We start from the raw sequence: 16158 nt of genomic DNA, 5'->3' as shown, positions 1-16158 counted from the left end.
TTACACCCCTTCTGCGACATAACGAGCGATGATATCGCCCATCTCATCGGTACTGACTGCGGACGCGCCACGCGCTAAATCACCGGTGCGCACGCCCTCTTCTAAAGCCCGGTTAATGGCCTGTTCAATCGCTGTTGCCGCTTCGTCAGCATTCAGGCTGTAGCGCAGCAGCAGTGCCAGCGACAGAATCTGCGCGATTGGGTTGGCGATATTTTTGCCCGCGATATCCGGCGCGGAGCCACCCGCCGGTTCGTACAGGCCAAAGCCCTGCTCATTCAGGCTGGCAGAGGGCAGCATGCCCATTGAGCCGGTGATCATCGCGCACTCGTCGGAGAGGATATCGCCGAACAGGTTGGAGCAGAGCAGCACGTCGAACTGGGACGGATCTTTAATCAACTGCATGGTGGCGTTATCGATATACATATGCGCCAGCTCAATGTCCGGATACTCGCCCGCGATCTCATTGACGATTTCACGCCACAGCAGCGAAGTTTGTAGCACGTTGGCTTTATCGATGGAGTGGACTTTTTTGCCGCGTTTGCGCGCCGATTCGAAAGCGATACGCGCGATGCGCTCGATCTCAAAGCGGTGATAAATTTCGGTGTCGTAAGCTTTCTCGTGCTGGCCGCTGCCTTCGCGCCCTTTCGGTTGGCCGAAGTAGATGCCGCCGGTCAGTTCGCGTACGCACAGGATATCGAAACCGTTGGCGGCGATATCTTCGCGCAGCGGGCAGAAGGCTTCCAGGCCCGCATAGAGTTTGGCAGGGCGCAGGTTGCTGAACAGCTTGAAGTGTTTACGCAGCGGCAGCAGCGCGCCGCGCTCCGGCTGCTGCGCTGGCGGCAGGTTTTCCCATTTCGGGCCGCCGACGGAGCCAAACAGAATCGCATCGGCCTGCTCACAGCCTTCGACCGTCGCCTGCGGCAGCGGATTGCCGTGGCGGTCGATGGCGATACCGCCAACGTCGTAATGGCTGGTGGTAATTCGCATTGCGAAACGGCTGCGCACGGCTTCCAGTACTTTCAGGGCTTGCGCCATCACTTCCGGGCCAATGCCGTCTCCCGGCAGCACGGCAATATGGTAACTTTTCGACATCACACGGTTTCCTTGTTGTTTTCTTTGTTCTGCGCTTTACGTTGCAACTCTTTTTCCACTTCCGCGGCGCGCCAGATGGTGTTCAGCACGTTGACCATCGCTTTGACGGAGGACTCAACGATATCCGTCGCCAGGCCGATGCCGTGGAAGCGGCGGTTGTTGTAATTGACGACGATATCAACCTGGCCCAGCGCATCTTTCCCGTGGCCTTTCGCCGTCAGGCTGTATTTCACCAGCTCAATGTCATACTCGGTGACGCGGTTAATTGCCTGGTAGACTGCGTCAACCGGCCCGTTGCCGTTGGCGGCTTCGGCTTTGATCTCCTCGCCGCAGGCCAGTTTCACCGAGGCGGTGGCGATATCGTTGGAGCCGGACTGCACATTGAAGTACTCCAGGCGGAAATGCTCCGGCTCTTCCTGCTGTTTGTTGATAAAGGCCAGCGCTTCCAGATCATAATCAAAGACCTGACCCTTTTTATCCGCCAGCTTCAGGAAGGCGTCATACAGGTTATCCAGGTTGTAATCGCTCTCCTGGTAGCCCATCTCTTCCATCCGGTGTTTGACCGCTGCGCGACCGGAGCGTGAAGTCAGGTTCAGCTGCACCTGGTTCAGGCCAATCGATTCCGGCGTCATGATTTCGTAGTTTTCGCGGTTTTTCAGCACGCCATCCTGGTGGATGCCGGAGGAGTGGGCGAAGGCGCCGGTGCCGACGATCGCTTTGTTGGCCGGGATCGGCATATTGCAGATCTGAGCCACGGTCTGGCTGGTGCGCCAGATCTCCTGATGATTGATGCGGGTGTGCACATTCATAATGTCTTTGCGCACTTTAATCGCCATGATCACCTCTTCCAGTGAACAGTTACCGGCACGTTCGCCGATGCCGTTCATGGCGCCTTCCACCTGGCGCGCACCGGCATGCACGGCGGCAATCGAATTACCGACGGCCAGGCCTAAGTCATCATGGGTGTGGACAGAGATAATGGCTTTATCGATGTTTGGAACGCGGTCATACAGGCCAGTGATGATATTGGCGAACTCGAACGGCATGGTGTAGCCCACGGTGTCCGGGATATTGATGGTTTTCGCCCCGGCATTGATTGCCGCTTCGACAACACGCGCCAGGTCTTCAATCGGCGTACGCCCGGCATCTTCACAGGAAAACTCCACGTCATCGGTGTAGTTACGCGCACGTTTCACCATATAGATCGCGCGCTCAATCACTTCATCCAGCGTGCTGCGCAGCTTGGTGGCGATATGCATCGGCGAGGTGGCGATAAAGGTGTGAATACGGAACGCTTCAGCCACTTTCAGCGACTCTGCGGCGACATCAATATCTTTCTCTACGCAGCGTGCCAGAGCGCAGACACGGCTGTTTTTTACCTGGCGGGCGATGGTCTGCACGGACTCAAAATCGCCCGGCGACGAGACCGGAAAACCGACTTCCATCACATCAACACCCATACGCTCCAGCGCCAGGGCGATCTGCAGCTTCTCTTTCACACTCAGGCTTGCCTGCAATGCCTGTTCACCGTCACGTAAGGTGGTATCGAAAATTACGACTTGCTGCTGGCTCATGGTTTAGATCCTTGTTCGCTTTGGCCGCCTCGCTACGAGCATAAAAAAACCCGCGCCAAGGCGCGGGTTCTTAGTCTTAACAGGAAGACGATTCAGTTCTGAGTGTCGTCCACCGGTCTACCGCGCATAATTGATGCGTTTAGTAGTAGTAGACCAGCGAAACGAACGTGACGAATCATGAATCTTGCTCCCGTTAAAATCGATATGCTTTTAGTGGTACTGGATACGCACTTTGATGTCAACCCCCCGGCGAAAACTGGCTATGTTGAAGCGCAAATCATCGCCCCGCGCTTTAGTTTAATCTGCTGTCTAATTAGCGTGATCGCGACATTCTTGCTTTTTGTGTTCATAAGACTTTTCGTAAGAAAAAGCGAAGGCAAGGCGCAGAGAATTAATAATCCTTTTCGGCAAGATGTTAAAGAAAATGGTGGGTAGGGCGATCGACTTATGATTATCGTTACAAAACAGCTATGGAAGTGAAAATATTAAAAAATAATTTATATTACAGGGCTAAGTAATGCTTTTTTTAATTTCATCCAGGAAATTAAATGTAAGCTTTATATATTCCTAAATTTTCACACTGCGCTTCTAATAATGCTATATGCGTGATAAATCATCTTCCTGAATATTATTATTACACAAGTCAAGGGAGTTTATCATGACGACGGATTGCAATTTTCCCGGGGAAAGTCTTTATAATCAAAAAGTTAATGACGGCGAGAAACCACAATTACGTTCAGTAGATCTCAATTTGCTGACCGTTTTTGATGCCGTTATGCAGGAGCAAAACATTACGCGTGCAGCCCATGCGTTGGGCATGTCTCAACCCGCCGTCAGTAATGCCGTTGCGCGTCTTAAAGTGATGTTTAATGACGAACTTTTTGTTCGTTATGGTCGGGGTATTCAACCTACCGCGCGTTCGTATCAGCTTTTTGGTGCGATAAGACAGGCTCTTCAGTTGGTACAAAATGAACTGCCTGGCTCCGGTTTTGATCCACAAAGCAGCGAGCGTATTTTTAATCTTTGCGTATGCAGTCCACTCGATAATTTCTTGACTTCGGTTATTTACAATAATGTGAAAGCCGTCGCACCAAATATAAAACTGATATTTAAATCTGATCTAAATCACAGTACCGAACATCAGTTGCGCTATCAGGAAATAGAATTTGTGATCGGCTATGAAGAATTTCGTCGTCCGGAGTTTTCCTGCGTCCCGCTGTTTAAAGATGAAATGGTGCTGGCGGTGAGCCAACAACATCCGCGCATCGCTGAACTGACGACGGAAAACAGCCTGTTTAACGAGCAGCACGCCGTTGTTTCGCTTGAGCGCTACGCCTCTTTCAGCCAGCCCTGGTACGACACGGTTGAAAAGCGCAACCGCATTGCCTATCAGGGAATGGCGCTGCCCAGCGTATTAAACGTTGTCTCTCAAACCCATCTGGTTGCCATTGCGCCGCGCTGGCTGGTGGAGCGTTTTGCCAGCGGGCTGGCGCTGCATACGCTGCCGTTGCCGCTTACGCTCAACAGCCGTACCTGCTGTCTCTCGTGGCACGAATCCGCCGGTCGCGATAAGGGGCATCAGTGGATGGAGGAGCTGCTGGTGTCGGTCTGTAGCCACTAAGCGGCGTGCAGAATAAACCGGGTTGCAAACTTCCGGTTTATTCTGCATTTATCGAAAGAACTACTATTTTATTCTGATTTGCCCCGACTACGAATCTCTGCACGACGTTAAAAATGCATGAATTACTGAACATTCCCTTATCACAGCGATCAATGGTCATCGTCGCGGCTTATTACAGACGTTTTCACCAGCTCTTCATTTAAGACGTCGTATTTCTGCTTTTAGCGCGGCTTTTCCTCGCCGGAGGTCGGATTGCCTGCCAGATTTTGAGCGGTTATGGTAACTGCCATTCATAATCAGAAAGCAGGATGTCCTGTTCTGAACAGAGCGACAGTGCGGAAATGAGTTCTGCCGTCAGTCGACAAACGTAAGCCTGGAGGCAAAGCATGGAGATGTTGTCTGGAGCCGAGATGGTCGTCCGATCGCTCATCGATCAAGGCGTAAAGAAGGTATTCGGCTACCCCGGAGGGGCGGTACTTGATATCTACGACGCCCTGCATACCGTCGGTGGCATCGAGCATGTACTGGTGCGGCACGAGCAGGCGGCCGTTCACATGGCAGACGGGCTGGCGCGTGCGACAGGCGAAGTGGGGGTGGTACTGGTTACTTCCGGCCCCGGCGCGACGAACGCCATCACCGGTATTGCAACAGCTTATATGGACTCCATTCCGCTGGTGGTGCTCTCCGGTCAGGTAGCGACCTCGCTAATTGGTTACGATGCCTTCCAGGAGTGCGACATGGTGGGCATCTCCCGCCCGGTGGTAAAACACAGCTTTCTGGTGAAGCAGACGGAAGATATTCCCGGCGTATTGAAAAAGGCGTTCTGGCTCGCTGCCAGCGGACGCCCGGGGCCGGTGGTAGTGGATCTGCCGAAAGATATTATGAACCCTGCGAACAAGCTGCCCTATCTCTGGCCGGAGTCGGTCAGCATGCGCTCCTACAACCCAACCACGCAGGGGCACAAAGGGCAGATTAAACGCGCGCTGCAAACCCTGGTTGCCGCGAAAAAGCCGGTCTTCTATGTCGGCGGTGGGGCAATTACTTCTGCCTGCGACGCGCCGCTGCGCCAGCTGGCTGAAACGCTGAATGCGCCGGTGGTCTCCTCATTAATGGGGCTGGGCGTCTTCCCGGCTTCCCATCGTCAGTCCCTCGGCATGCTCGGGATGCACGGCACCTATGAAGCGAATATGACGATGCACCACGCTGACGTGATCTTTGCCGTCGGCGTACGTTTTGACGATCGCACTACTAATAACTTGCTCAAGTACTGCCCCGACGCGACGGTGCTGCATATTGATATCGATCCCACCTCTATTTCTAAAACCGTACAGGCAGATGTCCCGATTGTTGGCGATGCGCGCCAGGTGCTGGAGCAGATGCTGGAGTTGCTGGAGCAGGAGCGCGCGTCGCAGCCGCATGATGAGATCCGCGACTGGTGGCTGCGCATTGAACAGTGGCGCGCGCGCCAGTGCCTGAAATATGACACGCAAAGCGAAAGCATCAAACCGCAGGCGGTGATTGAGGCCGTCTGGCGTCTGACCAATGGCGATGCTTACGTCACCTCCGATGTTGGCCAGCACCAGATGTTTGCCGCACTCTATTACCGCTTTGATAAACCGCGCCGCTGGATCAACTCCGGCGGCCTCGGCACGATGGGCTTCGGCTTACCTGCCGCGCTGGGCGTAAAAATGGCGCTGCCGGACGAAACGGTGATTTGCGTCACCGGCGATGGCAGTATCCAGATGAATATTCAGGAGCTTTCCACGGCGCTGCAATATGAGCTGCCGGTGCTGGTTCTCAACCTCAACAACCGCTACCTCGGCATGGTGAAGCAGTGGCAGGACATGATCTACTCCGGGCGCCACTCGCAGTCCTATATGGAGTCTTTACCGGATTTTGCCCGTCTCGCCGAAGCGTACGGGCATGTTGGCATCCGCATTACCCGCCCGGAAGAGCTGGAGGCGAAGCTCGCCGAGGCGCTGGAGCAGGTGAAAAACAATCGTCTGGTCTTTGTTGATGTGACCGTTGACGGAAGTGAACACGTTTATCCGATGCAGATCCGCGGCGGCGGCATGGATGAGATGTGGTTAAGCAAAACGGAGAGAACCTGATTATGCGCCGGATACTGTCTGTCTTACTGGAAAACGAATCGGGCGCGTTATCACGCGTCATCGGCCTCTTCTCACAGCGCGGCTATAACATCGAGAGCCTGACGGTCGCGCCAACGGACGATCCCACCCTGTCGCGGATGACCATCCAGACCGTGGGCGATCAAAAAGTCCTCGAACAGATCGAGAAGCAGCTGCACAAACTGGTGGACGTGCTGCGCGTTAACGAACTGGGGCAGGGAGCGTATGTTGAGCGCGAGATCATGCTGGTGAAGATTCAGGCCAGCGGCTATGGCCGTGAAGAGGTTAAACGCAACGCGGAGATTTTCCGCGGGCAGATCATTGACGTCACGCCGTCGATTTACACGGTTCAGCTCGCCGGCACCAGCGACAAGCTGGATGCGTTCCTCGCCACAATTCGTGATGTGGCGAAGATTGTTGAAGTAGCGCGTTCGGGCGTGGTCGGTTTATCGCGCGGCGATAAAATCATGCGCTGATGCGAGCAAGGTTCCACATTTTTAAGCCCGGCTGATTATGCCGGGCTTTTTTTTGCGAAATCAGCCGGAAGCAGAGAGAAAAGCGGTTGCCGCAGTTACCTTTCTGCGCTTAGATGTTATGGAAATTAACCTATATCCCTAAAAAGGTTATGGTGCGCATCATTTTAAGGGGCAATTGTGAAACTGGATGAAATCGCCCGGCTCGCCGGCGTCTCACGAACCACGGCAAGCTACGTCATCAACGGAAAGGCGAAGCAGTATCGTGTCAGCGATAAAACCGTTGAGAAAGTTATGGCGGTCGTTCGTGAGCATAACTACCACCCGAACGCGGTGGCGGCTGGGTTACGAGCAGGACGCACACGATCGATTGGGCTGGTCATTCCCGATCTGGAAAACACAAGCTATACCCGTATTGCCAACTATCTGGAGCGCCAGGCGCGCCAGCGTGGCTACCAGCTGCTGATCGCCTGCTCTGAAGATCAGCCCGATAATGAGATGCGCTGCATCGAACATCTGCTGCAACGGCAGGTTGATGCCATTATCGTCTCGACCTCGCTTCCGCCGGAGCATCCCTTCTATCAGCGCTGGGCAAATGACGCCTTCCCGATTGTCGCGCTCGATCGCGCGCTGGATCGTGAACACTTCACCAGCGTAGTGGGTGCCGACCAGGAGGATTCAGAGATGCTGGCGGCGGAGCTGCGTAAAATGCCGGCGGAGCGCGTGCTCTATTTAGGCGCGCTTCCGGAACTCTCGGTAAGCTTCCTGCGCGAGCAGGGTTTCCGCAGCGCCTGGAAAGACGATCCCCGCGAGGTGAAGTACCTCTACGCCAATGGCTATGAGCGCGAAGCCGCCGCCCAGTTATTTGAAAAGTGGCTGGAAACGAACGAGATGCCGGAAGCGATATTTATCACCTCTTTCGCGCTGCTGCAGGGCGTGCTGGATGTGACGCTGCGCCGCGACGGCAAGCTGCCTTCCAATCTGTCGATAGCCACCTTTGGCGATCATGAACTGCTCGATTTCCTGCAGTGCCCGGTGCTAGCTGTGGCGCAGCGTCACCGCGACGTCGCCGAGCGGGTGCTCGAGATTGTGCTGGCAAGCCTCGATGAACCGCGCAAGCCGAAGCCGGGGTTAAGCCGTATCCGACGTAATCTCTATCGACGCGGCATATTAAGCCGGGTATAAATAAACGCAATTAAGGCAGCGCCCGCTGCCTTTTTCCTTTTCAACATTTCGCCTTAATCGAAATAGTGCTATTTAACTCCTCAGATAAATCCTTAATTTACGAAGATGCTCTGATTTATTATTTCTTTAAGTTTCTTTACTTCCGATTTCTCACTGCCCGTTAAGAAGTTACTGATGATGATTTCTGTATTGAATTGTTACATCTCCTGATCGCATTCGATTAATTAACAACCACTTTTGTTGAGCGAAGCATTCCCTTAGCGAAACCGGGGCTAAGTTAGCGCCAGCTCCTGCATCTGGCGCTGTTAAGTCGCGCCGTTATGCCTTAAAATGCCGCCCGCGTCGCAAACTGACACTTTATATTTCGCGTACAGAAACGGAATGGTCTGAAACCCCGGGCCCTATATTCCCCCCTTTTTTCTTGCAAATATTCATGACGTTAATTTGCCTCGTAAGCTGAGCACTATTTCACCGACGCTGATATTCATTACGAATAAGGGATCTTTTGTTCTTGTTGGCCTTTGCGCTGGCTTGACAAGCTTTTCCTCCGCTCCGTAAACTCCCTCGGTGGGGTTTTGTGGGATAAAGTGGTGGAAATGATCATGCGGGGGTAAACCGGACATGTTCCGTGGCGCGACGTTAGTCAATCTCGACAGCAAAGGGCGGTTATCCGTTCCGACCCGTTATCGGGATTCGCTGCAGGAGAGTGCCTCCGGCCAGATGGTCTGTACTATTGATATTCGCCACACATGCCTGCTGCTTTACCCTCTGCCCGAATGGGAAATTATCGAGCAAAAACTGTCGCGGCTGTCGAGCATGAACCCGCTTGAGCGGCGCGTACAACGTTTATTGCTGGGGCATGCCAGCGAGTGCCAGATGGATAGCGCCGGTCGCATCTTAATTGCGCCTGTCTTACGGCAGCACGCCGGGCTAACCAAAGAAGTGATGCTGGTCGGACAGTTCAATAAATTTGAGCTGTGGGATGAAACGACCTGGTATCAACAGGTCAGGGAAGATATTGACGCTGAGCAATCCGGTTCCGAAGGACTTTCGGATCGGTTGCAGGATTTGTCTCTTTAATGATGATGGAAAATTTTAAACACACAACGGTGCTGCTGGATGAGGCCGTTAACGGCCTGAATATTCGTCCTGATGGCATTTACATTGATGGCACTTTTGGTCGCGGTGGACACTCGCGCCTGATCCTCTCCCAGCTGGGGGCGGAAGGCCGCTTGCTGGCAATCGATCGCGATCCGCAGGCAATTGAAGTTGCGAAGACCATTAATGACCCGCGCTTCTCCATCATTCATGGACCCTTTTCTGCGCTCGCTGATTATGTCAGCGAGCGCGATCTTATTGGCAAGATCGACGGCATTCTTCTCGATCTTGGCGTCTCTTCACCGCAGCTTGACGATCCGGAGCGCGGCTTCTCCTTTATGCGAGACGGCCCGCTGGATATGCGTATGGATCCGACGCGCGGCCAGTCTGCCGCCCAGTGGCTGCAAACCGCAGACGAAGCGGATATTGCCTGGGTGCTGAAAACCTTTGGCGAAGAGCGCTTTGCCAAACGCATCGCCCGCGCCATCGTCGAGCGTAACCGCCTCGATCCGATGACCCGCACCAAAGCACTGGCGGAAGTGGTGGCAGCGGCGACGCCGATAAAAGATAAGTTTAAACATCCCGCGACCCGTACCTTCCAGGCGGTGCGCATCTGGGTGAACAGTGAACTGGAGGAGATAGAGCAGGCGCTAAAAAACTCGCTCGATGTGCTGGCCCCGGGAGGCCGGCTTTCTGTCATCAGCTTCCACTCGCTGGAAGACCGCATTGTGAAGCGCTTTATGCGTGAGCAAAGTCGGGGGCCGCAGGTTCCTGCCGGGCTGCCGATGACCGAAGCGCAACTCAGCAAGCTGGGTGGCCGTCAACTGCGAGCCTTAGGAAAAATGATGCCGGGCGAAGAAGAAGTGGCGGAAAATCCACGTGCCCGTAGTTCAGTTCTGCGTATTGCAGAGAGGACGAACGCATGATCGGCAGAGTGACAGAGACCCTCAGCAAAGTTAAGGGATCGTTAGGAAGCAGCGAGCGCCATGCCTTGCCTGGCGTGATCGGCGACGATCTTTTGCGGTTCGGGAAACTGCCACTCTGCCTGTTCATTTGCATCATCATGACGGCCATCACGGTCGTCACCACCGCGCACCATACCCGTCTGTTGACCGCACAGCGTGAACAACTGGTGATTGAGCGCGACGCGCTGGATATCGAATGGCGCAACCTGATTCTTGAAGAGAACGCACTCGGCGATCATAGCCGGGTGGAACGGATTGCTACCGAGAAGCTGCAGATGCAGCACGTCGATCCTTCACAGGAAAATATTGTGGTGCAGAAATAGCGATGAAAAAGGAACAACCCAGCGCATGAAAGCCGCGGCGAAGATGGTGAAAGCGAAACGCCAGGAAGAGCAGGCCAACTTTATAAGTTGGCGTTTTGCGTTGCTTTGCGGCTGTATTTTATTGGCGCTAGGCTTCCTGATTGGTCGCGTCGCGTATCTGCAAATCATCAACCCCGATATGCTGGTGCGCCAGGGCGACATGCGCTCGCTGCGCGTGCAGGAAGTGGCGACGTCGCGCGGGATGATCACCGACCGCTCCGGGCGTCCGCTGGCGGTCAGCGTGCCGGTAAAAGCGATCTGGGCCGACCCGAAAGAGCTGCATGACGCGGGCGGCGTAACGCTGGATAACCGCTGGAAAGCGCTCTCCGATGCGCTCAATATGCCGCTCGATCAGCTGGCCTCGCGCATCAACGCCAACCCGAAGATGCGCTTTATCTATCTTGCCCGCCAGGTCAATCCGGATCTGGGGGATTACATCAAAAAACTCAAGCTTCCCGGCATTCATCTGCGCGAAGAGTCACGCCGCTACTACCCGTCCGGGGAAGTGACCGCTCACCTGATCGGCTTTACCAACGTCGACAGCCAGGGGATTGAAGGGGTCGAAAAGAGCTTTGATAAGTGGCTTACCGGCCAGCCGGGCGAGCGCATCGTGCGTAAAGATCGCTATGGCCGCGTGATTGAGGATATCTCCTCGACCGACAGCCAGGCGGCCCACAATCTCGCGCTGAGCATTGATGAACGTCTGCAGGCGCTGGTGTACCGCGAGCTGAATAACGCCGTGGCATTTAACAAAGCCGAGTCCGGCAGCGCTGTGCTGGTGGATGTCAACACTGGCGAAGTGCTGGCGATGGCGAACAGCCCCTCCTATAACCCGAATAACTTCTCCGGCACTGCCAAGGACGCGATGCGTAACCGCGCTATCACCGACGTTTTCGAACCAGGTTCGACGGTGAAACCGATGGTGGTAATGACCGCGCTGCAACGCGGTGTGGTTAACCCGAATACGGTGCTTAACACCGTGCCTTACCGAATTAACGGTCACGAAATCAAAGACGTGGCGCGCTATAGCGAATTGACCCTCACCGGGGTGCTGCAGAAGTCGAGTAACGTTGGCGTATCCAAGCTGGCGTTAGCGATGCCCTCCTCAGCGTTAGTAGATACTTACTCACGTTTTGGACTGGGAAAAACGACCAATTTGGGGATGGTCGGGGAACGCAGTGGCTTATTTCCTCAAAAACAACGGTGGTCTGACATAGAGAGGGCCACCTTCTCTTTCGGCTACGGGCTAATGGTAACGCCGTTACAGTTAGCGCGAGTCTACGCAACCATTGGCAGCTACGGCATCTATCGCCCGCTGTCGATTACCAAAGTCGACCCGCCCGTACCGGGTGAGCGCGTCTTCAACGAATCCATTGTCCGCACTGTGGTGCACATGATGGAGAGCGTGGCGCTGCCGGGCGGCGGCGGGGTAAAAGCGGCCATTAAGGGCTATCGCATCGCGATCAAAACCGGTACGGCGAAAAAAGTCGGGCCGGATGGGCGCTACATCAACAAATACATTGCATACACTGCGGGCGTCGCGCCTGCCAGCCGGCCGCGCTTTGCGCTGGTGGTGGTCATTAACGATCCGCAAGCGGGCAAATACTACGGTGGCGCGGTCTCTGCGCCGGTCTTCGGTGCCATCATGGGCGGCGTACTGCGCACCATGAACATTGAGCCGGATGCGCTGACCACGGGCGAAAAAAGTGAGTTTGTAATTAATCAAGGCGAGGGATCAGGTGGCAGATCGTAATTTGCGCGACCTTCTCGCTCCGTGGGTACCGATGCTACCTGCGCGAGCACTACGAGAGATGACACTCGACAGCCGTGTGGCTGCGTCGGGCGATCTCTTCGTGGCGGTGGTCGGTCATCAGGCGGACGGGCGTCGTTATATCCCGCAGGCGATTGCGCAAGGTGTTGCTGCCATTATTGCTGAAGCGAAAGACGAGGCAAATGACGGTGAAATTCGTGAAATGCACGGTGTACCGGTGGTTTACTTAAGCCAGCTGAACGAGCGCCTCTCTGCGCTGGCGGGCCGTTTCTACGGCGAGCCGTCAGACCAGCTGCGCCTGATCGGCGTCACCGGTACCAACGGTAAAACCACCACCACGCAGCTGTTAGCGCAGTGGAGCCAGCTGCTGGGTGAAACCAGCGCGGTGATGGGCACGGTCGGCAACGGCCTGCTCGGTAAAGTGGTGCCAACGGAAAACACCACCGGTTCCGCGGTTGATGTTCAGCATGTGATTGCTGGTCTTGCGGAGCAGGGCGCTACTGTTGCCGCAATGGAGGTCTCCTCCCACGGTTTAGTCCAGCATCGCGTGGCGGCGCTGAAATTTGCCGCCTCGGTGTTCACCAATTTAAGCCGCGATCACCTCGATTATCACGGCGATATGACCCATTACGAAGCCGCCAAATGGCTGCTCTTCTCCTCGCACCACTACGGCCAGGCGATCATCAACGCCGATGACGAAGTGGGCCGCCGCTGGCTGGCAAACCTGCCGGATGCGGTTGCCGTGTCAATGGAAGGTCATATCAACCCGGACTGCCACGGGCGCTGGCTGAAAACCCTGAGCGTCGATTACCACGACAGCGGGGCGACCATTCGCTTCGACTCCAGCTGGGGCGAAGGCGAAATCGAAAGCCGCCTGATGGGCGCGTTTAACGTCAGCAATCTGCTGCTGGCGCTGGCAACCCTGCTGGCGCTCGGCTATCCCCTCAGCGAACTGCTGAAAACCGCCTCCCGCCTGCAACCCGTTTGTGGCCGGATGGAAGTGTTCAGCGCGCCGGGCAAACCGACGGTGGTGGTGGATTATGCCCACACGCCGGATGCGCTGGAAAAAGCGCTGCAGGCCGCGCGCCTGCACTGCACCGGAAAACTGTGGTGCGTCTTTGGCTGCGGCGGCGATCGCGACAAGGGCAAACGTCCGCTGATGGGCGCGATTGCCGAAGAGTTTGCGGATGTGCCGGTCGTCACCGATGACAACCCGCGTACCGAAGAGCCGCGCGCCATCATTAATGACATCCTCGCCGGTATGCTCGACGCCGGACGCGCGCATGTGGTGGAGGGCCGCGCCGAAGCGGTGACCAACGCCATTATGCAGGCCAAAGAGAATGATGTGGTGCTGCTGGCAGGTAAAGGCCATGAAGATTATCAGATTGTCGGCACGCACCGTCTCGATTACTCAGACCGTGTCACCGCCGCGCGTCTGCTGGGGGTAGTAGCATGATTAGCGTAACGCTCAGCCAGCTTGCCGGCACGCTGTACGGTGAACTTTTGGGTCAGGACGTCACGATTGACGCCGTGACCAGCGATACCCGCAAACTGACGCCGGGCTGCCTGTTTGTGGCGCTGAAAGGCGAACGTTTCGACGCCCACGATTTTGCCGATCAAGCCAAAGCGGGCGGCGCGGGCGCGCTGCTGGTGAGCCGCAAACTGGATACCGATCTGCCGCAGCTGGTGGTGAGTGATACCCGCCAGGCCTTTGGCGAACTGGCGGCATGGGTGCGTCAGCAGGTGCCGACGCGCGTCGTTGCGCTGACCGGCTCCTCCGGTAAAACCTCGGTGAAAGAGATGACCGCCGCCATTCTTGGCGAGTGCGGCAACACCCTCTACACCGCGGGCAACCTGAACAATGATATCGGCGTGCCGATGACTCTGCTGCGTCTGACTAAAGAGCATCAGTACGCGGTGATTGAACTGGGTGCTAACCACCAGGGTGAAATCGCCTGGACCGTTAGTTTGACCCGCCCGGAAGCGGCGCTGGTTAACAACCTGGCCGCCGCGCATCTGGAAGGCTTCGGATCGCTGGCGGGCGTGGCGAAGGCGAAAGGTGAAATCTACACCGGCCTGCCGGCCAACGGCATCGCCATTCTCAATGCCGATAACAATGACTGGCTGAACTGGCAGAGCATTATCGGCGATCGCAAAGTGTGGCGCTTCTCGCCCAACGCGGCGAACAGCGATTTTACCGCCACCAATGTGCATATCACCTCGCACGGTACCGAGTTCACGCTGCAAACGCCGACCGGCAATGCCGAGGTGACTTTACCCCTGCCGGGACGTCACAACATTGCTAACGCGCTGGCAGCGACCGCGCTGGCAATGGCGGTGGGCGCATCTCTCGATGCGGTAAAACAGGGCCTGGCGAAGCTGAAAGCGGTGCCGGGCCGTCTCTTCCCGGTGCGCCTTGGTGAAAACCAGCTGCTGCTGGATGATACCTATAACGCTAACGTCGGGTCGATGACCGCCGCTGCGCACGTGCTGGCAGAGATGCCCGGCTACCGCGTGATGGTGGTGGGCGATATGGCGGAGCTGGGCGACGAGAGCGAAGCCTGCCACGTTCAGGTCGGCGAAGCGGCGAAAGCCGTCGGTATCGACAAAGTGCTGAGCGTCGGCACATTAAGTAAAGCGCTCAGCGACGCCAGCGGCGTTGGCGAGCATTTCAACGATAAAGCTGCGGCTACGGCGCGTTTAAAAGCGCTGATTGCCGAGCACCCAATGATTACCATTTTAGTGAAAGGTTCACGTAGCTCCGCCATGGAAGAGGTGGTACGCGACTTACAGGAGAACGGGACATGTTAGTTTGGCTGGCCGAGCATTTGGTCAAATATTATTCCGGCTTTAACGTCTTTTCCTATCTGACGTTTCGCGCCATTGTCAGCCTGCTGACCGCGCTCTTCATCTCCTTATGGATGGGGCCGCGCATGATCGCCCGCTTGCAGAAACTCTCTTTTGGCCAGGTTGTGCGTAACGACGGCCCGGAATCGCACTTCAGTAAACGCGGTACGCCGACGATGGGCGGGATTATGATCCTCACCGCGATCGTCGTCTCGGTGTTGCTGTGGGCTTACCCCTCCAACCCTTACGTCTGGTGCGTACTGGTGGTGCTGGTGGGCTACGGCATCATTGGCTTTGTCGATGATTACCGCAAAGTGGTGCGCAAAGATACCAAGGGGCTTATCGCCCGCTGGAAGTACTTCTGGATGTCGGTGATTGCGCTCGGCGTCGCGTTTGCGCTCTACCTTGCCGGAAAAGATACCCCCGCCACCGAACTGGTGGTGCCGTTCTTTAAAGATGTAATGCCGCAGCTCGGCCTCTTCTACGTGCTGCTCGCCTACTTTGTGATTGTCGGCACCGGTAACGCCGTCAACCTGACGGATGGCCTCGATGGCCTGGCGATTATGCCGACCGTCTTTGTCGCAGGCGGTTTCGCGCTGGTGGCGTGGGCGACCGGTAACATGAACTTCGCCAACTACCTGCACATTCCTTACCTGCGTCACGCGGGTGAGCTGGTGATCGTCTGTACGGCGATTGTCGGTGCCGGGCTCGGTTTCCTGTGGTTTAACACCTATCCGGCGCAGGTTTTTATGGGCGATGTCGGATCGCTGGCGCTCGGCGGCGCGCTCGGCATTATCGCCGTGCTGCTGCGCCAGGAGTTCCTGCTGGTGATCATGGGCGGCGTCTTTGTGGTGGAAACGCTGTCGGTGATTTTGCAGGTTGGCTCGTTCAAACTGCGCGGCCAGCGCATTTTCCGTATGGCACCGATTCACCACCACTATGAATTGAAGGGCTGGCCGGAGCCGCGCGTGATTGTGCGCTTCTGGATTATTTCGCTGATGCTGGTGCTGATTGGCCTGGCAACGCTGAAGGTACGTTAAT

General features: G+C 55.9%; 14 protein-coding genes. 12 read left to right on the top strand and 2 right to left on the bottom strand.

Features of this window, described 5'->3' with window-relative positions:
- Positions 1–1092, bottom strand: a complete 1092-nt coding sequence (leuB, locus tag N7V53_RS12990; protein WP_023480275.1) for a 3-isopropylmalate dehydrogenase — start codon at positions 1090–1092, stop codon at positions 1–3.
- Complete coding sequence (gene leuA / locus N7V53_RS12985) at positions 1092–2666, bottom strand: 2-isopropylmalate synthase (RefSeq protein WP_023480193.1); 1575 nt, start codon at positions 2664–2666, stop codon at positions 1092–1094. The genes leuB and leuA overlap by 1 nt, the downstream gene beginning before the upstream one ends.
- A 177-nt stretch (positions 2667–2843) precedes the next feature.
- Between leuA and N7V53_RS12980 the strand changes: the two genes are divergently transcribed.
- From N7V53_RS12980 to mraY, 12 genes are all read left to right on the top strand, one after another.
- A complete protein-coding gene (locus N7V53_RS12980) occupies positions 2844–3101 on the top strand; it encodes a hypothetical protein (protein ID WP_023480356.1) in 258 nt (85 codons plus the stop codon).
- A 223-nt stretch (positions 3102–3324) separates the two neighbouring features.
- Complete coding sequence (leuO, locus tag N7V53_RS12975; RefSeq protein WP_023480261.1) at positions 3325–4287, top strand: transcriptional regulator LeuO; 963 nt, start codon at positions 3325–3327, stop codon at positions 4285–4287.
- A 386-nt stretch (positions 4288–4673) separates the two neighbouring features.
- A complete protein-coding gene (ilvI, locus tag N7V53_RS12970) occupies positions 4674–6398 on the top strand; it encodes an acetolactate synthase 3 large subunit (RefSeq protein ID WP_279793614.1) in 1725 nt (574 codons plus the stop codon).
- A 2-nt stretch (positions 6399–6400) separates the two neighbouring features.
- A complete protein-coding gene (ilvN, locus tag N7V53_RS12965; RefSeq protein ID WP_007373137.1) occupies positions 6401–6892 on the top strand; it encodes an acetolactate synthase small subunit in 492 nt (163 codons plus the stop codon).
- A 177-nt stretch (positions 6893–7069) separates the two neighbouring features.
- Positions 7070–8074: a catabolite repressor/activator gene (gene cra, locus N7V53_RS12960; RefSeq protein ID WP_279793613.1), complete on the top strand. Its 1005-nt coding sequence runs from the start codon at positions 7070–7072 to the stop codon at positions 8072–8074.
- A 621-nt stretch (positions 8075–8695) separates the two neighbouring features.
- Positions 8696–9154, top strand: a complete 459-nt coding sequence (gene mraZ / locus N7V53_RS12955; RefSeq protein ID WP_023480198.1) for a division/cell wall cluster transcriptional repressor MraZ — start codon at positions 8696–8698, stop codon at positions 9152–9154.
- Between the two features lie 2 nt (positions 9155–9156).
- Positions 9157–10098, top strand: a complete 942-nt coding sequence (gene rsmH, locus N7V53_RS12950; RefSeq protein ID WP_023480357.1) for a 16S rRNA (cytosine(1402)-N(4))-methyltransferase RsmH — start codon at positions 9157–9159, stop codon at positions 10096–10098.
- Positions 10095–10460, top strand: coding sequence for a cell division protein FtsL (ftsL, locus tag N7V53_RS12945; protein ID WP_023480380.1), 366 nt, complete (start codon positions 10095–10097; stop codon positions 10458–10460). The genes rsmH and ftsL overlap by 4 nt, the downstream gene beginning before the upstream one ends.
- A 25-nt stretch (positions 10461–10485) precedes the next feature.
- On the top strand, positions 10486–12252 hold the full coding sequence (locus N7V53_RS12940) for a peptidoglycan glycosyltransferase FtsI (protein WP_023480405.1): 1767 nt from the start codon (positions 10486–10488) through the stop codon (positions 12250–12252).
- A complete protein-coding gene (gene murE, locus N7V53_RS12935) occupies positions 12239–13726 on the top strand; it encodes a UDP-N-acetylmuramoyl-L-alanyl-D-glutamate--2,6-diaminopimelate ligase (protein ID WP_279793612.1) in 1488 nt (495 codons plus the stop codon). Before N7V53_RS12940 ends, murE begins: the two co-directional genes overlap by 14 nt.
- Positions 13723–15081, top strand: a complete 1359-nt coding sequence (murF, locus tag N7V53_RS12930; RefSeq protein ID WP_279793611.1) for a UDP-N-acetylmuramoyl-tripeptide--D-alanyl-D-alanine ligase — start codon at positions 13723–13725, stop codon at positions 15079–15081. The genes murE and murF overlap by 4 nt, the downstream gene beginning before the upstream one ends.
- Positions 15075–16157: a phospho-N-acetylmuramoyl-pentapeptide-transferase gene (gene mraY, locus N7V53_RS12925; protein WP_023480302.1), complete on the top strand. Its 1083-nt coding sequence runs from the start codon at positions 15075–15077 to the stop codon at positions 16155–16157. Before murF ends, mraY begins: the two co-directional genes overlap by 7 nt.
- Position 16158: the final 1 nt, after the last annotated feature.

This window comes from Kosakonia sp. HypNH10 (assembly GCF_029850615.1).
GTDB lineage: Bacteria > Pseudomonadota > Gammaproteobacteria > Enterobacterales > Enterobacteriaceae > Kosakonia > Kosakonia cowanii.
The sequence above is the reverse complement of the archived record's forward strand: the minus strand, read 5'-3'. Positions and strand labels throughout refer to the sequence as shown.